Annotated in this window: 15 protein-coding genes; 3 read left to right on the top strand and 12 right to left on the bottom strand. The window is 70.4% G+C overall.

What is annotated here, in order from left to right; all coding sequences use genetic code 11:
- Positions 1-44 precede the first annotated feature (44 nt).
- Positions 45-1,949 carry an FAD-binding monooxygenase gene (locus IE209_RS03565; RefSeq protein WP_189685656.1) on the top strand — a complete coding sequence of 635 codons (1,905 nt, stop codon included), beginning with the start codon at positions 45-47 and terminating at the stop codon, positions 1,947-1,949.
- On the opposite strand, the gene IE209_RS03560 is transcribed toward IE209_RS03565, so the two are convergent.
- The 7 genes from IE209_RS03560 to IE209_RS03530 all read right to left on the bottom strand — a co-directional run bounded on the left by IE209_RS03560 (position 1,946) and on the right by IE209_RS03530 (position 8,743).
- A complete protein-coding gene (locus IE209_RS03560) occupies positions 1,946-3,604 on the bottom strand; it encodes a PAS domain-containing sensor histidine kinase (RefSeq protein WP_189685655.1) in 1,659 nt (552 codons plus the stop codon). The two genes, IE209_RS03565 and IE209_RS03560, sit on opposite strands and share 4 nt — an antisense overlap.
- A gap of 182 nt (positions 3,605-3,786) precedes the next feature.
- Positions 3,787-4,581, bottom strand: a complete 795-nt coding sequence (gene hpaI / locus IE209_RS03555) for a 4-hydroxy-2-oxoheptanedioate aldolase (protein ID WP_373305272.1) — start codon at positions 4,579-4,581, stop codon at positions 3,787-3,789.
- An 8-nt stretch (positions 4,582-4,589) separates the two neighbouring features.
- Positions 4,590-5,402 (bottom strand): 2-oxo-hept-4-ene-1,7-dioate hydratase, encoded by an 813-nt coding sequence (gene hpaH / locus IE209_RS03550; protein ID WP_189685653.1) that lies wholly within the window; start codon positions 5,400-5,402, stop codon positions 4,590-4,592.
- Positions 5,399-6,277, bottom strand: a complete 879-nt coding sequence (locus IE209_RS03545) for a fumarylacetoacetate hydrolase family protein (protein WP_189685652.1) — start codon at positions 6,275-6,277, stop codon at positions 5,399-5,401. The genes hpaH and IE209_RS03545 overlap by 4 nt, the downstream gene beginning before the upstream one ends.
- Positions 6,274-7,161 (bottom strand): amidohydrolase family protein, encoded by an 888-nt coding sequence (locus IE209_RS03540; RefSeq protein ID WP_189685651.1) that lies wholly within the window; start codon positions 7,159-7,161, stop codon positions 6,274-6,276. The genes IE209_RS03545 and IE209_RS03540 overlap by 4 nt, the downstream gene beginning before the upstream one ends.
- Positions 7,162-7,343: 182 nt before the next feature.
- Positions 7,344-7,757: a RidA family protein gene (locus IE209_RS03535; RefSeq protein ID WP_373305271.1), complete on the bottom strand. Its 414-nt coding sequence runs from the start codon at positions 7,755-7,757 to the stop codon at positions 7,344-7,346.
- A 2-nt stretch (positions 7,758-7,759) separates the two neighbouring features.
- On the bottom strand, positions 7,760-8,743 hold the full coding sequence (locus IE209_RS03530) for a Bug family tripartite tricarboxylate transporter substrate binding protein (protein WP_189685649.1): 984 nt from the start codon (positions 8,741-8,743) through the stop codon (positions 7,760-7,762).
- A 208-nt stretch (positions 8,744-8,951) separates the two neighbouring features.
- Between IE209_RS03530 and IE209_RS03525 the strand changes: the two genes are divergently transcribed.
- A complete protein-coding gene (locus IE209_RS03525; protein ID WP_189685648.1) occupies positions 8,952-9,572 on the top strand; it encodes a flavin reductase family protein in 621 nt (206 codons plus the stop codon).
- Positions 9,569-10,372, top strand: a complete 804-nt coding sequence (locus IE209_RS03520) for an IclR family transcriptional regulator (RefSeq protein WP_189685647.1) — start codon at positions 9,569-9,571, stop codon at positions 10,370-10,372. The genes IE209_RS03525 and IE209_RS03520 overlap by 4 nt, the downstream gene beginning before the upstream one ends.
- Positions 10,373-10,380: 8 nt before the next feature.
- Here IE209_RS03520 and IE209_RS03515 read toward each other — a convergent pair whose 3' ends face one another.
- Genes IE209_RS03515 through IE209_RS03495 form a run of 5 tightly spaced genes read right to left on the bottom strand, consistent with a single transcriptional unit; the run spans position 10,381 to position 16,268 of the window.
- Positions 10,381-11,463 carry a tartrate dehydrogenase gene (locus IE209_RS03515; protein ID WP_189685646.1) on the bottom strand — a complete coding sequence of 361 codons (1,083 nt, stop codon included), beginning with the start codon at positions 11,461-11,463 and terminating at the stop codon, positions 10,381-10,383.
- 14 nt (positions 11,464-11,477) lie between these two features.
- Positions 11,478-12,275 carry a 4-hydroxy-2-oxoheptanedioate aldolase gene (hpaI, locus tag IE209_RS03510; RefSeq protein WP_189685645.1) on the bottom strand — a complete coding sequence of 266 codons (798 nt, stop codon included), beginning with the start codon at positions 12,273-12,275 and terminating at the stop codon, positions 11,478-11,480.
- Positions 12,276-12,277: 2 nt separating this feature from the next.
- A complete protein-coding gene (locus IE209_RS03505; protein WP_189685644.1) occupies positions 12,278-13,747 on the bottom strand; it encodes an NAD-dependent succinate-semialdehyde dehydrogenase in 1,470 nt (489 codons plus the stop codon).
- A gap of 11 nt (positions 13,748-13,758) precedes the next feature.
- Positions 13,759-15,291, bottom strand: coding sequence for a UxaA family hydrolase (locus IE209_RS03500; protein WP_189685643.1), 1,533 nt, complete (start codon positions 15,289-15,291; stop codon positions 13,759-13,761).
- Positions 15,288-16,268, bottom strand: coding sequence for a tripartite tricarboxylate transporter substrate binding protein (locus IE209_RS03495; RefSeq protein WP_189685642.1), 981 nt, complete (start codon positions 16,266-16,268; stop codon positions 15,288-15,290). The genes IE209_RS03500 and IE209_RS03495 overlap by 4 nt, the downstream gene beginning before the upstream one ends.
- Positions 16,269-16,378: the final 110 nt, after the last annotated feature.

Below are 16,378 nucleotides of genomic sequence, written 5' to 3'. Positions count from 1 at the left end.
ATATTGATGCGTACGGAAATCTCACCCTGAACAGGAGACATGGCATGCAATTCCATCTCGACGGCTTCCAAGCCGGTGACCCGCGTGTGTTGCCCGCATGGGGCGCGGCGCCGCCGAACACGGACGCAGTGCCGGCCGCGGTGGACGTGCTGATCGTGGGTTGCGGTCCGGCCGGCCTCACGCTGGCCGCGCAGCTGGCGGCCTTTGGCGACATCCACACCTGCATCGTCGAGGCCAAGGACGGCCCGCTGCAGCTGGGCCAGGCCGATGGCATCGCCTGTCGCACCATGGAGATGTTCGAGGCCTTCGGCTTCAGCCAGCAGGTGCTGGAGGAAGCCTGCTGGATCAACGAGGTGACCTTCTGGAAGCCGGACGCGGAGCAGGGCGGCATCGTGCGCCATGGCCGCGTGCAGGACACGCCGGACGGGCTGTCGGAGTTCCCCCACGTGGTGCTGAACCAGGCCCGCGTGCACGATTTCTACCTGCAGCAGATGCGCCGCTCGCCCCGCCGCATGGAACCCTACTACGGCCGCAGCGTGCTGGACGTGGCGGTCGATCCCGCGGCCGCCGACCACCCCGTGACCGTGCGGTTGGCGCGCGCCGGCGCGCAGCAGCCGGAAACCGTGCGCGCGCGCTACGTGGTCGGCTGCGACGGCGCGCGCAGCGCGGTGCGCAAGGCCATCGGCCGCCAGCTCGTGGGCGATTCGGCCAACCAGGCCTGGGGCGTGATGGACCTGCTCGCGGTCACCGATTTTCCGGACATCCGCAGCAAGGTGGCCGTGCAGTCCGAGCACGGCAACCTGCTCGTGATCCCGCGCGAGGGCGGCTACCTGGTGCGCCTGTACGTGGAGATGGACAAGCTCGGCGAGGACGAGCGCGCCGCGCAGCGCGGCATCACGCTGGAGCAGCTGGTCGCCGCGGCGCAGCGCATCCTGCATCCCTACCGGCTGGAGGTGAAGGACGTGCCCTGGTGGTCGGTCTACGAGATCGGCCAGCGCATCTGCGACCGCTACGACGACGTGCCGGCCGGACGCGCCGACCAGCAGCTGCCGCGCGTGTTCATCGCCGGCGACGCCTGCCACACGCACAGCCCCAAGGCCGGGCAGGGCATGAACGTCTCCATGCAGGACAGCTTCAACCTGGGCTGGAAGCTCGCGGCCGTGCTGCGCGGCCAATGCGCGCCAGCGCTGCTGGCGAGTTACACCGAGGAGCGCCAGGCCGTGGCCCAGCAGCTCATCGACTTCGACCGCGACTGGGCGCGCATGTTCAGCGACCGGCCCGCCGAGGGCGGCACGGGCGGCGTGGACCCCAAGGCCTTCCAACGCTATTTCGAGCAGCACGGCCGCTTCACGGCCGGCGTGGGCACGCAGTACCGGCCGTCCCTGGTCTGCGGCGACAGCACGCACCAGGCGCTGGCCAGCGGCTTCGGGGTCGGCACGCGCTTTCATTCCGCGCCCGTGGTGCGGGTGGCCGACGCCCGGCCGCTGCAGCTGGGCCATGTGGCGCGCGCCGATGGCCGCTGGCGGCTCTATGCCTTCGCCGGCACCGACGACCACCGGGACGAAAAGGGCGGCCTGCGCGCGCTGTGCCGCTTCCTGGCCGAAGCGCCGGACTCGCCCGTGCGCCGCTACACGCCGGCCGGCCAGGATGTGGACGCCGTGTTCGACCTGCGCGCCATCTTTCCGCAGCGGCACGACGCGCTGGCGCTGGAGACCATGCCGGCGCTGCTGTTGCCGCGCAAGGGCCGGCATGGCCTCATCGACTACGAGAAGGTCTTCGCGGCCGACGGCAGGCCGGGCCAGGACATCTATGCGCTGCGCGGCATCGACCGCACCGGTGGCGCGCTGGTGGTGGTGCGGCCCGACCAGTATGTCGCGCAGGTGCTGCCGCTGGACGCGCACCAGGCGCTGGCCGGCTTCTTCGCCGGCTTCATGCGCATGGGCGGCTAAACGCGCGCCGGCAGCGTTTCCAGCAGCTCGGCCGCACGGTCCAGGTCGAACCGCGCCAGCGCATGCTCCACCTGGGCCGCGTGGTGCGCCAGGCCCCGGCCGCGCAGGCGCTGCAGCAGCAGCGGCAGATCGGTGTCGCTCTGGTCGCCGTTGCGCAGCGCATGCACGGTGGCACGGAGCGAGTCGTGCCAGGGCTGTTCGTCCTGGGCCGGCCCATCGTCGAACAGGGCCTGCATCGCGGCCGGCAATTCGGTTTCGTGCTCCGTGCTGGCGCTGACCGGCGCGGCCGGCGCCAGCGCGGCATCGGCCAGCGGCACCAGCACACGGAACACGCTGCCCTGGCCGGGGGCGCTGTGCACGGTCAGCGTGCCACCCATGTGTTCGACCAGCTGGCGGGCCAGCGTGATGCCCAGGCCCGTGCCGCCGAAACGCCGGCTGGCCGATCCATCGGCCTGGGAGAAGGCTTCGAAGATGCGGGCCTGGTCGTGCTCGGCGATGCCGATGCCGGTGTCGTGCACGGCCAGCAGCACCTGCCCCTGCTGGTGTGCCAGCTGCAGCCGCACCGTGCCCTGCTCGGTGAACTTGACGGCGTTGTCCAGCAACTTGTCCAGCACCTGGCGCAAGCGCGCTGCGTCGCCGCAGAACGCGTCGCCGAGGCCGGGCTCCGTGTCCAGCCGCAGGGCCAGGCCCTTGTGTTCGGCAGCCTGGCGCTGGGCGGCGAGGGCCTGCTGCGCCAGGTCGCGCAACGAGAAATCCGCCGCCACGCACTGCAGCTGGCTGCGTTCGAGCTTGGCCATGTCCAGGATGTCGTTCATGAGCCGCAGCAACGTGGTGGCGGCCTGGCGCACCTTGAACATGTATTGGCGCTGCAGGCTGTCGAGCTCGTTGCGCAGCACGATCTCGGAGAAGCCGATGATGGCGTTGAGCGGCGTGCGGACCTCGTGGCCCATGTTGGCCAGGAACTGGGTCTTGGCCGCCACGGCCTGTTCGGCACGGTCCTTGGCGTCGCGCAGCGCCTGCTCCATGGCCTTGCGTTCGCTGATGTCCACCACCACGCCTTCCAGCCAGAGCACGCGGCCGCTGGCGTCGCGCTGGGCCTTGCCGCGTTCCCAGGCCCAGAAGACACGGCCATTGCGGTGCACGGCGCGGTACTCGAGCGTGTAGCTGCGGTCGGCATCGATCGCGGCCTGCACCTCGGCGGTGACGCGCGCATGCTCCTGCGGATGCACCAGTTCGCGCAACAGCGCGGGCGAAGCGAGGTAGTCGGCGGGCGACCAGCCCGACAGCCCCTGGATGGCCTCGCTGATGAACAGCACGGTCCAGCTGTCGTCGGCCGTGCAGCGGTAGGCCGCGCCGGGCATGGCGTTGATCAGCGAGGCGTACAGGGCCTGGCGTTGCCCGGCCTGTCGGGCTGCTGTCCGCTGGCTGTCCAGTTCCGATGCGGCGGCGGCATCGGCGGCCCGCTGGCGGCGCAGCGCCGCGGCCTCGTCGCGCAGCTGCACCACATCGTTGCGGACGCCGCGCAGCGCCCGCCATTGCCGCCATGCGAACCACGCGAGCAAGGCCAGCAACACGGCCAGGCCCATGCACAGGAACTCCAGCGCGGTGGTGTCGGAAAACGGGCTGAGCGACGGTGAAAGCGGCGAGGTCGGCATCCCCTGGGCCCGGGCTGATGGAGGGCTGCAACAGGTGCAGCGACCGCGCAACTATAGAAAGCCAACCGCTCTTATTTCACACAAATGCAGTGATCAATCCGGCCGATGTGATGAATTTCGCACAGTCGGCCGGATTTTGTGAAGTGCATACATGCCACGCGATTGCGCGGCGGCCAAAGCGCTCAGTAGCCGGAACCCTGGCCTGGCCGCCCGTTCGCGCCCAGGCCGAAGTCCGCCGCCAGGCGGCGCGTGGCCTGGGCCAGCAGGCTCACGTCCACGCCCACCGCCACGAAACGCGCCCCCAGTGCGAGGTAGCGGCGCGCCAGCGCCGCGTCACCGGTCAGGATGCCGGCAGCCTTGCCGCTGGCGACGATGGTGGCGATGCCGTTCTCGATGGCGGCCTGCACCTCGGGGTGGCCCGGGTTGCCGCGGTGGCCCATGGAGGCGGCCAGGTCGGCCGGGCCGATGAACACACCGTGCACGCCGTCGACGCGGCAGATCGCATCGAGGTTGCGCAGCGCCGCCGCGGTCTCGGCCTGCACGAGCAGGCAGACCTCGTCGTTCGCCTCGTCCAGGTAGTGCGTGCGCGCATTGAAACCTGAGGCGCGCGCGATGGCCGAGCCCACGCCGCGCACGCCCTCGGGCGGGTAGCGCGTGGCGGCCACCATGGCGCGCGCCTGCTCGGCCGTGTCGACCATGGGGATCAAGAGGCTGCGCGCGCCGATGTCCAGCAGCTGCTTGATCAGCGCCGTGCTGCCCTCCACGGCGCGCACCACGGGCTGGCCGCGGTAGGGCGCCACGGCCTGCAACTGCGCGAGGATGCTGCGCAGGTCGTTGGGTGCGTGCTCGCCATCGATGAGCAGCCAGTCGAAGCCGGCCGTGGCACAGATCTCGGCCGTGTAAGCCTCGGCCAGCGAGAGCCACAGGCCGATCTGCGGCTGGCCGGCGGCCAGTGCGGCCTTGAAGGGGTTGCCCATGTGTTTGTTCATCCGAAGTGGCACGACACCGTGCCGAAGTCACCGTAGTCCGCGACGATGGTATCGCCCTTGGCCACCTCGATCGGGCGGATGAAGGAGCCGGCCAGCACCACCTCGCCGGGCTGCAGCGTCACGCCGTAGCGGTGCAGCCGGTTGGCCAGCCAGGCGATGCCGTAGCCCGGATGGTTCAGCACGCCGGCCGCCAGGCCGGTTTCCTCGACCTCGCCGTTCTTGCTGACGATGGCGCCGATGCGGCGCATGTCGGCATCGACGAGCTGCGGCTTGAACGGCCGGCCGCCCAGCACCAGCGCGCAATTGGCGGCGTTGTCGGAGATGGTGTCGAGCACGGTGCGCAGCTGCTTCGTGGCGGGGTCCACGCGGTGCATGCGCGCGTCCAGGATCTCGAGCGCCGGGGTCACATAGGCCGTGGCATCGAGCACGTCGAACAGCGTGCAGTCGGGCCCCGCCAGCGGCTTGTCGAGCACGAAGGCCAGCTCGGCCTCGATGCGCAGCGCCAGGTAGCGCTCGGTCGGGACCACGGCGCCGTCGCGCAGGAACATGTCGTCCAGCAGCACGCCGAAGTCGGGCTCGTCGATGCCGACCGCGCGCTGCATGGCCTTGGAGGTGAGGCCGATCTTGTGGCCCTTCACACGGCGGCCCGCGCGCTGCTTGAGTGCCATCCAGGCGGCCTGGACCGCATAGGCGTCCTCGATCTGCATGCCTGGGTGCTGCAGCGACACGATGGGGCAGGGCTGGCGCGTCTCCTCGGCCTGCTGCAGCTGCGCGGCGATGGCCTCGATGGTGGCGGTGTCCAGGCTCATCGCGTGACCTCCTCGTCGCACACGGGGTTGGACAGCGTGCCGATGCCGGCCACCGTGACCTCCACGCGGTCGCCGGCCTTCAGGAAGCGCGGCGGGTCGAAGCGCACGCCGGCGCCGATGGGCGTGCCGGTGGCGATCAGGTCGCCGGGCTTGAGCGTGATGAAGGTCGACAGGTAGGTGACGAGGTGCGCGAAGTCGAACATCAGGTTCGCCGTGGTGTCGTCCTGGCGCAGCTCGCCGTTCACGTGGGTCGAGAGCCGCAGGTCGCCGTAGCCGCCTGCGAACTCGTCGGCCGTGACGATCCAGGGGCCGATGGCGCCCGAGCCCTGCCAGTTCTTGCCCTGCGTGACGTTGAACTTGGCGTGGTGCACCCAGTCGCGGATGGTGCCCTCGTTCATGATGGTCAGCCCGCCGATGGCGGCCAGCGCCTCTTCGCGCGAGGCGGCGCGGCGCACGCTGCGGCCGATGGCGATGACGATCTCGCCCTCGTAGTCCAGCTGCTGCGACTCGGGCGGCGCCAGCAGCGCCTCGCCGTGGCCGACGAAGGAGTCGGGAAAGCGCACGAAGATGCTGGGATGCTGGGGCAGCGCGCTGCCGTCCTTGTATTCGGCGTTGCGGTGCGCGTAGTTCACGCCGATGCACAGGATCTTCTCGGGCTGCTGCACGGGCACGAGCAGTTGCACGTCGGACAGCTGCAGATCCGGCTGCGCGCCGGCCAGCGCGGCACGCGCCTGCTGCAGTGCGGCCGCGCCGCCTTCGAGCAGGGCCTTGACCGAGGCGATGCCGGGCAGGCGGCGCGACAGGTCGACGATGCCGCCCTCGATCGCGGCGCCCCAGCGCACGGTGCCCTGGGAACGGTAGGTGACGAGTTTCATGGGGTGTCGAAGCCGAAGAAGGTGGCGGGGTTGCTGACGAGCAGCTTGTGCAGCGTGGCGGCGTCGGGCGCGAAGCGGTAGACCAGCTCCAGCAGGTCGCCCTCGTTGGGCGGCTGCTTGACCGAGACCGGGTGCGGCCAGTCGCTGCCCCAGACGCAGCGCTCCGGCGCGGCGCGGATCAGCCGGCGCGCGAGCGGCACCACGTCGTCCCACGGGAAGCCGGCCTTGGAGGTCTTCTCCGACAGCGACAGCATGACCCAGAAGTTGCCGCGGCCCAGCAGTTCGACGAGCTTGGCCAGGCCCGGATCGGCCTCGCCCCGGGCCAGGTCGGGCCGGCCCATGTGGTCGATCAGCACGGGAATCTCCAGGTGCTCGAAGGCCGCGATCTGTTCGGCAATGCCGCTGGCCTCGGGCTGCACCTTCACGTACCAGCCCAGCTCGCGGCAGCGGTCGAAGGCGCGCTGCTGCTCGGCAGGCGTGAGGCTGATGCCCAGGCCGGCGCGCGTGAAGCGCGCACCGCGCACGCCGGCGTCGTGCAGCTTGTGCAGGTAGGCGTCGTCGCGCTCGCTGAGCACGGCGGCATTGGCGCAGGCCAGGTAGTTGCGCGGGCCGCTGCCGTTCAGCCCGGCCAGCGCGTCCAGCACCACGGTGTGGTCGGCGCCGTAGGTCGTGGCCTGCACGATCACGCCGCGCTGGATGCCCAGGGTGCGGTGCAGGGCCTGCGCAACCTGCCAGGTCGCTGTCGGCATGGTGTAGGCCGCGCCGGGCCGCACGGGGTACTGCGCGGGCGGGCCGAACACATGGAACTGGCTGTCGCAGGCCAGGGCCGGCGGCAGGGGGCTGGGGGCGCGTGGGTGCGGGTCGAAGGGGAGGTAGTCGGACATGGGTTCCTCTAAGCGATGCAATTCGCTGGGATCGGCTGCTGCTTGCCAGGCGCGGTCCCGATGGCCGCGGAGCAGGCCGCGCCAGTGCACCCGCGGATCTGGCTCTGCCAGGCCGCCGGGTGCGCCCCCCCTCGCGCAGCGGAGGGGGGTTGGCGGAGCGCGCAGCGCGGAGACTGGGGGGTTCAAAGGATGTAAGCGGTGAAGTCGCACTCGATGAGCTTGCCCATGTCGAGGTCGGCCTGCATGGTGTGGCGGGCCGGGCGCGTGGCGGCGTCGGGGAACATCTCCAGCCAGGGCACGTTGAGCGCGGGCCGCTGCGTGCGGTCCTTCATCCAGACCGTGAGCTTGACGATGTCGTCCGTGCTGCCGCCGGCGGCCTCGACGATGCGGCGCACGTTGTCCAGCATGAAGCGGCACTGGTCCTCGATCGTGGCGGCCGGCTTGCCCGTGGCCGGGTCGTTGCCCTGGATGCTGCCGCTCATGAGCAGCGGGCCGATGCGGCAGCCCGCGGGGATGGGGTTCTTGTGGCTGAAGCCCTCGACGTAGATGCTGGTGCGGCCCGCAGGGGCGCCGCGTGAGAGGCGGGTGTGGTCCATGTTCATTCCGCGGAGATGTTGGAAGCCTTGATGACCTGGGTCCATTGCGCGTCCTCCTTGGCAAGGAACTGGCCGAACTGCTCGGGTGTCATGCCGCGCGCCTCGGCACCCAGGTTCACGAACTTGTCCTGCACCGCCTTGTCCGCCAGGATCTTTTGCAGCGCGGCCGAGAACTTCACGACGATGTCCTTGGGCGTGCCGGCCGGCGCCATCACGCCCGTGAAGGTCTCGGCGCTGAAGCCTGGAAAGCCGGACTCGGCGAGCGTGGGCACCTCGGGCAGGCTGGGCAGGCGCTTGGCCGAGGTCACCACGAGCGCGCGCGTGCGCCCCTGCGCGATGAAGGGCTGGGCCACCGACAGCTGGTCGAAGTTGAAGTCCACCTGGCCGCCCAGCAGGTCGGTGGTGGCCGGTGCGTTGCCCTTGTAGTGGGCGGTCGTCCATTTCGCGCCCGTGGCGCTCTGCAGGTACTCGCTGACGAGGTGGTTGGTCGTGCCTGCACCGGGCGAGGCCATGGTGATGCGGCCCGGCGCGCTCTTGGCCGCGGCCAGGAACTCGCCGAAGGTCTTGTACGGAAGCTTGGGGTTGACCTGCAGCAGCAGCGGCGTGAACGACACCGAGCCCACCGGCGTGAAGTCCTTCTTCCAGTCGTAGGCCGCGCGCCGGAAGATCAGCGGCGAGAACAGGATGGGGCCGTTGGCACCCATGAAGAAGGTGTAGCCGTCGGGCGCGGCCTTGGCCACCTGCTCGCCCGCGATCAGACCGCCTGCACCGGGCTTGTTGTCGACGATGAAGGGCTGCTTGAAGACCTGCTGCAACTGCTCGCTGATGACACGCGCGGCGCTGTCGACGTTGCCGCCGGGCGGATAGGGCAGCACCAGGCGCACGGGCTTGTCGGGCCAGTTCTGGGCGGGCGCCTGCGCGTAGGCGGCTGCGCTGAACTGGCCGAAGGCGATGGCCGTCGTGGCCAGCAGGGTCAGGGCTTTCATCCGATGTCTCTCCTCGTGTTGGTGCAAAAGCGGCAACGGCGCCGAAGCCGGCGCCGCATGGTCTGGACTCTACGGAGCGGGCCGGATTTGCTGCAAAGCAATAACGCGCGTTTGTTCCACACTATGGACGTTTGCGCGATGTGGGCCTCGCCCGCGGCCCGGCGCTGTCCGGACAATCCCGCCATCCCCTCCACCGAGACCAGCACGCATGCAGATCCCCGCCGACGCCCTGACCCCCGAAGCCACCTACCGCCTGCTGTCCGGCGTGGTCGTGCCGAGGCCCATCGCCTGGATCACCACGCTCAACGAGGACGGCGTGGTCAACCTCGCGCCGTTCTCGTGCTTCACCTTCGTCTCGAACAAGCCGCCCATGCTGGGCGTGAACATCGGCCGCAAGCGCGGCGTGCGCAAGGACACGGGGGCCAACATCCACGCCATGCGCGAGTTCGTGGTGAACATCGGCCACAGCGGCCAGCTGCACGCCATCCACGAGAGCAGCGTGGAGCATGCGCCCGATGTCAGCGAGGCCGAATTGCTGGGCCTGGCCACGGCTCCCGGCGTCAGCGTGCGCACGCCGCGCCTGCTGGACGCGCCCGTGGCCATGGAATGCCGGCTCGACCGCGTGATCGAGTTCGGCAGCACCGGTGCCGAGTTCGTCGTCGGCGAGATCACGGTGTTCCACCTCCGCGACGGCCTGTACCGCGACGGCAAGGTGCAGACCAAGGAGCTCGATCCGGTGTGCCGCATCGGCGGGCCGAACTACGCGACGCTGGGCGAGATCGTCACCCTGCGCGCCGTGCCGCAGACGGCCAAGGCCGAGATGCCGTGAGCGCCGAGGCGCCCGCCCGCAGCACCGACGGCGCGCAAAGCATCCGCCGCGCGCTGGCCGTGCTGCGTATCGTGGCGGCAGGCCAGGAGCTGGGCGTGCGCCTCGTCGACGTGGTGCGTGCCTGCGGGTTGAACCGGCCGACGGCGCACCGCATCCTGCGCGTGCTGGTGGAGGAGGGCGCCTGCGAGCAGGACCCGGCCACGCGGCGCTACCTGATCGGCGGCGAGGTCGCGCTGCTCGGCCTGGCGCGGCGTGCGCGCTTTCCGCTGCGCGGCCTGGCGGAGCCGCACCTGCGCGCGCTCGGCGAGTCGCTGGGCGACACCACCTTCCTGACCATCCGCAACGGCGACGACTCCGTGTGCCTGGCGCGCTGCGTGGGTAGCTACCCGGTCAAGGTGCTGTCGATCGAGGTCGGTGCGCGCCGGCCGCTGGGCGTGGGTGTCAGCGGCCTGGTGTTGCTGGCCTCGTTGCCCGAGGAGGAGATGCACGCGGTGGTGCAGCGCAACCGCCAGCGCCTGCTGGCCATGCAGATCGATCCCGACGAACTGCTGCGCCGGGCGGCCCGTGTGCGCCGGCAGGACCATGCCTTCGCGGCCGTGGGCGTGGTGCCCGGCTCGCGCGCCGTGGCCGTGCCCGTGCGCGACGCCGAAGGCCGCACCATCGCCGGCATCGCCGTGGCCACCGTCACGGCGCGCATGCCGGCCAGCCGCGTGCCCGAGGTGGTGCAGGCCATGGCAGCCGAAGCGGCGAAGATCACGGCGCAGCTGGCCGGGCAGGCGCGGCCGCGGCGCCGCGCGTAGGCCTGGGCTCAGGCGGTGGCCACGGCCTGCGCCAGCGCCTGGCCGAGCTCGGTGGTCGAGGCCTGGCCGCCGAGGTCGCGCGTGCGCGGGCCCTCGCGCAGCACTTGTTCGATCGCGCGCACGATGGCGTCGTGCGCCTCACGCTGGCCCAGAAAGTCCAGCATCAGCGCGGCCGACCAGACCATGGCGACCGGGTTGGCGATGTTCTGGCCGAAGATGTCGGGCGCCGAGCCGTGCACGGGTTCGAACAGCGAGGGGAAGCTGCGCTCGGGGTTCAGGTTGGCCGAAGGCGCCAGGCCGATCGTGCCGGTGCAGGCCGGGCCCAGGTCCGACAGGATGTCGCCGAACAGGTTGCTGGCGACGACCACATCGAAGCGCTGCGGCTGCAGCACGAAGCGCGCGGTCAGGATGTCGATGTGCTGCTTGTCCACCGTGACCTCGGGGTAGGCCTGGCCCACCGCGTCGGCGCGGCCGTCCCACCAGGGCATGCTGATCGCGATGCCGTTGCTCTTGGTGGCCACCGTCAGGTGCTTGCGCTGGCGCGACTGCGCGAGTTCGAACGCGTACTTGAGCACGCGGTCGGTGCCGAAGCGGCTGAACACCGATTCCTGGATCACGATCTCGCGCTCCGTGCCCGGGTACATGGTGCCGCCCAGGTTGGTGTACTCGCCCTCGGTGTTCTCGCGCACGATGTAGAAATCGATGTCGCCGGCCTGGCGCCCGGCCAGCGGGCAGGGCACGCCCTCGAACAGGCGCGCAGGCCGCAGGTTGATGTACTGGTCGAACTCGCGCCGGAACTTCAGCAGCGAGCCCCACAGAGAAACATGGTCGGGCACGGTGGCGGGCCAGCCGACCGCACCGAACAGGATGGCGTCCTGCGCCTGCAGCTGGGCCTTCCAGTCGTCCGGCATCATCTGGCCGTGCTGTTGGTAGTAGTCGCAGCTGGCCCACGCGATGGGCGTCACTTGCAGTTCGAAGCCGAAGCGGCCGGCAGCAGCTTCCAGCACGCGCAGGCCCTCGGGCATGACTTCCTGGCCGATGCCGTCGCCGGGGATGCTGGCGATGCGCAGCGTTTTGTTGTGGGTACTCATGGTCTTGTGTGCTTTCAGTAGGCGTTGCCGCCGGGGGCGGGGGCCGGGGCCGCGCCCAGGCCGAAATCGGCCGAGAGCTTGCGCGCGGCTTGCACCATCAGCGTGATGTCGATGCCGACGGCGACGAAGCTCGCGCCCAGTTCCAGGTAGCGGCGCGCCAGCTTGGCGTCGCCGGTCAGCGTGCCGGCCGCCTTGCCGCTCGCGACGATGGTCGCGATGGCCTGCTCGATCGCGGCCTGCACGGCGGGGTGGCCCGGGTAGCCGCGGTGGCCCATGGAGGCGGCCAGGTCGGCCGGGCCGATGAACACGCCGTCCACGCCGTCGACGGCGCAGATGGCCTCGAGGTTCTTGAGCGCGGCCACGGTCTCGGCCTGCACCAGCAGGCAGATCTCGCCATTGGCCTCGTTGAGGTAGTCGCGCCGCGCGCCCCAGCGCGAAGCCCGCGCCACGGCCGCGCCCACGCCGCGCACGCCCTCAGGCGGGTAGCGCGTGGCGGCCACGAGCGCGGCGGCCTGCTCGGGCGTGTCGACCATGGGCACGAGCAGGTTCTGCACACCGATGTCCAGCAGCTGCTTGATCAGCGCGGTCTGGCCCTCGACGGCGCGCACCACGGGCTGGGCGCCATAGGGCGCCACGGCCTGCAGCTGTGCCAGGGTGCTGCGCACGTCGTTGGGCGCATGCTCGCCGTCGATCAGCAGCCATTGGAAGCCGGCCGTGGCGCAGGCCTCGGCGGTGTAGGGGGTGGCCATGGACAGCCACAGGCCGACCTGGGCCTGGCGCGCGGCCAGGGCTTGCTTGAATGCGTTGGGCATGGTCAGTCCAGCTGGCCTTGGCAGATGTACTTGGTGTGCAGGTAGTCCTCGAGCCCGTGCACCGAGCCCTCGCGGCCGTAGCCCGATTCCTTGACGCCGCCGAAGGGCGCGGCCTCGGCCGAGATCGCGCCTTCGTTGATGCCGACGATGCCGGTCTCCAAGGCATCGGCCATGCGCCAGATGCGGCGCACGTCCTGGCTGTAGAAGTAGCCGGCCAGGCCGAAGGGCGTGTCGTTGGCTGCGGCGAGCACCTCGGCCTCGCTGGCGAAGCGCGTGAGCGGCACCACGGGGCCGAAGGTCTCCTCGCAGCTGCAGGCCATCGTGGCGTCGGCGCCGGTCAGCACGGTGGGTGCGTAGTAGGTGGGGCCCAGATCCGGCAGCAGCCTGCCGCCCGTCAGAACCCTGGCGCCGCGCGCGAGGGCGTCCTGCACATGGCGTTCGATCTTCTCGACCGCGCGGGCGTTGATCATGGGGCCGATCTGCGAGGCCGGGTCCGTGGCCGGGCCGACCTGGAGCGCCGCGACGCGCGTGGCCAGCTTGTCGGCGAAGGCGTCGTGCACGGTGTCGTGCACGAACACGCGGTTCGGGCACACGCAGGTCTGGCCGCCGTTGCGGAACTTGGACGCCATGAGGCCGTCGACGGCCGCGTCCAGGTCGGCGTCTTCGAACACGATGAAGGGCGCGTTGCCACCCAGCTCCAGCGAGAGCTTCTTGAGCGTGTCGGCCGAGCGCCGCGCCAGGTGCTTGCCCACGGGCGTGGAGCCCGTGAAGGTGATCTTGCGCACGCGGGCGTCGTCCAGCCAGACGTCCACCACCTCGGGCGTGCGCTCGCGCGAGGCCGTCACGATGTTCAGCACGCCGGCCGGCACGCCCGCCTGCTCGGCCAGATGCACGAGCGCGAGCGAGGTCAGCGGCGTGTCTTCCGCGGGCTTGCAGACCACGGTGCATCCTGCGGCCAGGGCGGGCGCGATCTTGCGCGCGATCATCGCGGCCGGGAAGTTCCAGGGCGTGATGGCGGCCACCACGCCGACCGGCTCCTTGAGCGCGAACATGCGCCGGCCCGGCACCGGCGTGGGGATTACCTCGCCGTTCATGCGCGTCGCCTCTTCGGCGAACCAGGCGATGTAGCTGGCGGCGTAGGCGACCTCGCCCTTGCCCTCGGCCAGCGGCTTGCCTTGTTCGCGGGAGATCAGCTTGCCAAGGTCGTCCTGGTGCGCGAGCACGAGATCGTTCCAGCGGCGCACGATCTGGGCCCGCTGCTTGGCCGGGACTTTGCGCCAGCTGGCGAAGGCGGCGTGGGCCGCATCGACCGCCGCGCGCGCTTCGTCGGAACCGGAGTCCGGCACCTTGGTGATGAGGGCACCAGTGGCCGGGTCGGTCACTGCCAGGCGCGGGCCGCTGGGCTCGCGCCATTGGCCCGCGATGAAATTGGCGCTGCGCAGCAGCGCGCTGTCGGAAAGGTTCAAGCTCATGGATGGAATGTTCAACTGACGATGCCCAGGTGCCAGGGCACGAATTCGTGGTCGCCCAGGCCGAGGCCTTCGCTCTTGGTCCGTTCGCCGGAGGCGTGGCGCAGGATCTGCTGGAAGATGCGCTCGCCCATCTGCGGTACGGTCATCTCACCGTCGACGATCAGGCCGCAGTTGATGTCCATGTCTTCTTCGAGCCGCTGGTACATCGGCGTGTTGCTGGCCAGCTTGATCGTCGGCGCGGGCTTGCTGCCGAACATGGAGCCGCGCCCGGTCGTGAAGCAGATCAGGTTGGCGCCGCTGGCGATCTGGCCCGTGGAGGCCACCGGGTCGTAGCCCGGCGAGTCCATGAACACGAAGCCGCTCGTCGTGATGGGTTCGGCGTACTCGTAGACGGCCTGCAGCGGCGTGGTGCCGCCCTTCATGGCCGAACCCAGCGATTTCTCGAAGATGTTGGCCAGGCCGCCGGCCTGGTTGCCGTGGCCCACCACGCCGTTGAACTGCGCGTTCTGGCCGGCCGTGTACCGCTCCCACCAGGCCAGGCGGTCCAGCAGCTTCTGGCCGACTTCGGGCGTGACGGCGCGGCGCGTGAGCATGAACTCCACGCCGTGGATCTCGGGCGTCTCCGACAGGATGGCCGTGCCGCCGTGGCGCACCAGGATGTCCATGGCCGCGCCGAGCGCGGGGTTGCAGGTGATGCCCGAGAAGCCGTCCGATCCGCCGCACTCCAGGCCGATCTTGAGGTGGGCCGCGCTCACGGTGCTGCGGCGCGCGGCATCGGCCATGGGCAGCATCTCCTCGATGGCCTGGACGCCGGCCGCGATGGTGGCGCGCGTGCCGCCCACGTCCTGCATGACCAGCGTGCGCATCAGCTTGCTGCGCTCCAGCCCCTGCGATTCGACCAGTCCGTCGACCTGGTTGCGCTCGCAGCCCAGGCCCACGATCAGCACGCCGGCCAGGTTGGGGTGGCGCGCGTAGCCGGCCAGCGTGCGGCGCAGCACGTCGAAGTGCTCGCTGGGCGAGGACATGCCGCAGCCGCTGGTCTGCGCGAACGCGACCACGCCGTCCAGGTGGGGAAAGGCCGCCAGCCGCTCGGGCGTGAAGTGCGCGGCGATGTTCTTGATGACGGTGGCCGAGCAGTTCACCGAGGACAGGATGCCGATGAAGTTGCGCGTGCCCACGCGCCCGTCCTCGCGCACGAATCCCTGGAAGCTGGCGCGCTGGTGCTCGGGCAGGTAGTCCACCGGCCGCACGTCGGCACCGAAGGCCGGATCGCGGTAGTAGTCGACCAGCGCAATGTTGTGGCTGTGCACGTAGTCGCCGGGCTCCAGGTCGCGCGTGGCGACGCCGATCACGGTGTCGTACTTGCGCACGGGCTCGCCGGCGGCGATGCGGCGCGCGGCGATCTTGTGGCCGGCCGGCACCTGGGCGCGCGTGCGCACCTTGAGGCCGGGCAGCTCCTGGCCCAGGGCCAGGGGCGCCTTGGCGACCAGCACGTTGTCGTTGGGGTGCAGGTGCAGCAGCAGTCCTGCCGTGGCGGTGTTCATCGCATCATCTCGCGCAGCTTGAGTTTGTCGATCAGCACGGTCTCGCGTGCATAGACCTGGTGCACGTACTTCTCGTAGTCCGGGCCGTCCAGATACAGGATGGGCGCGTCGATGCGCTCTGCCACGGCCTTGAACTCGGGGCTGGCCACGGCCTGGCGGAAGGCATCGCGCAGCTTCGCGGCGATGGCCGGGTCCAGGCCCTTGGGCGCACCGATGCCGTTGGGCGCGTCGACGACCACGTTGTAGCCGAGCTCGCGCAGCGTGGGCGTGTCCTTGAAGCGCGGCGTGCGCTGCTCGCCCCAGGTGGCCAGGAGGCGCAGCTTGCCCGACTCCACATGCGGCGCCCAGGAGCTGGAATCGGCCAGTGCGTCCACATGGCCGCCCAGCACGCCCTGCAGCGCCTCGGCGCCGCCCTTGAACGGCACGTGGTTGAACTGCACGCCGGCCACGCTGGCGAACTCCTCCATGCCCACGTGCGTGGCGCCGCCGATGCCGGCGTGCGCGTAGGTCAGCTTGCCGGGATTGGCCTTGGCGTAGGCCACGAACCCGGCCAGCGTTTTGTAGGGCGAGTTGCTGGGCACGGCGATGCCGAAGGTCTGGCCCGAGCTGCGCGCGATGTAGCTGTAGTCCTTGCGCGGGTCGGCCTGCAGCATGCCCAGCTGCGAGAAACGCGTGACCGAGATCGGGATCTGGCCGATGGTGTAGCCGTCGGGCCTGGCCGAGGCCAAGACCTTGGCGCCGATCATGCCGGAGGCGCCGACGCGGTTCTCCACCGCGATGGCCTGGCCCAGCACGGTGCTGGCCACCTGGCACAGCGCGCGCATGGACTGGTCGGCGGTGCCGCCGGCCGGCCAGGGGCAGATGAAGGTGATCGGGCGTTCGGGGAAGCTGGCGGCATGGGCGCTACGCAGGGCGGGCAGCGGCAGCGCGGCGGCGGCCAAAGAGCCGAGCAGCAGCCGGCGGCGGGAAGCTTTCATCTTGTCTCCAGGGGACGTTTGGATCGTTGGAGCCGCGCATTGTGTTCAGGGCTTGGATTCCGATCCAATGAATTAGGAGACTGCCTTCATAACCTCTCCGTTATGCTCGC

Origin of the sequence: Pseudorhodoferax aquiterrae, from assembly GCF_014652235.1 — a bacterium.
GTDB classification, from domain to species: domain Bacteria; phylum Pseudomonadota; class Gammaproteobacteria; order Burkholderiales; family Burkholderiaceae_C; genus Pseudorhodoferax; species Pseudorhodoferax aquiterrae.
This window is presented reverse-complemented; position numbering and strand designations above follow the sequence as displayed.

Coding starts and splice junctions, on each gene's coding strand:
- IE209_RS03565 (WP_189685656.1), top strand. CDS start 45: ATGCAATTCCATCTCGACGGCTTCCAAGCCGGTGACCCGCGTGTGTTG.
- IE209_RS03560 (WP_189685655.1), bottom strand. CDS start 3,604: ATGCCGACCTCGCCGCTTTCACCGTCGCTCAGCCCGTTTTCCGACACC.
- hpaI (WP_373305272.1), bottom strand. CDS start 4,581: ATGGGCAACCCCTTCAAGGCCGCACTGGCCGCCGGCCAGCCGCAGATC.
- hpaH (WP_189685653.1), bottom strand. CDS start 5,402: ATGAGCCTGGACACCGCCACCATCGAGGCCATCGCCGCGCAGCTGCAG.
- IE209_RS03545 (WP_189685652.1), bottom strand. CDS start 6,277: ATGAAACTCGTCACCTACCGTTCCCAGGGCACCGTGCGCTGGGGCGCC.
- IE209_RS03540 (WP_189685651.1), bottom strand. CDS start 7,161: ATGTCCGACTACCTCCCCTTCGACCCGCACCCACGCGCCCCCAGCCCC.
- IE209_RS03535 (WP_373305271.1), bottom strand. CDS start 7,757: ATGGACCACACCCGCCTCTCACGCGGCGCCCCTGCGGGCCGCACCAGC.
- IE209_RS03530 (WP_189685649.1), bottom strand. CDS start 8,743: ATGAAAGCCCTGACCCTGCTGGCCACGACGGCCATCGCCTTCGGCCAG.
- IE209_RS03525 (WP_189685648.1), top strand. CDS start 8,952: ATGCAGATCCCCGCCGACGCCCTGACCCCCGAAGCCACCTACCGCCTG.
- IE209_RS03515 (WP_189685646.1), bottom strand. CDS start 11,463: ATGAGTACCCACAACAAAACGCTGCGCATCGCCAGCATCCCCGGCGAC.
- hpaI (WP_189685645.1), bottom strand. CDS start 12,275: ATGCCCAACGCATTCAAGCAAGCCCTGGCCGCGCGCCAGGCCCAGGTC.
- IE209_RS03505 (WP_189685644.1), bottom strand. CDS start 13,747: ATGAGCTTGAACCTTTCCGACAGCGCGCTGCTGCGCAGCGCCAATTTC.
- IE209_RS03500 (WP_189685643.1), bottom strand. CDS start 15,291: ATGAACACCGCCACGGCAGGACTGCTGCTGCACCTGCACCCCAACGAC.
- IE209_RS03495 (WP_189685642.1), bottom strand. CDS start 16,268: ATGAAAGCTTCCCGCCGCCGGCTGCTGCTCGGCTCTTTGGCCGCCGCC.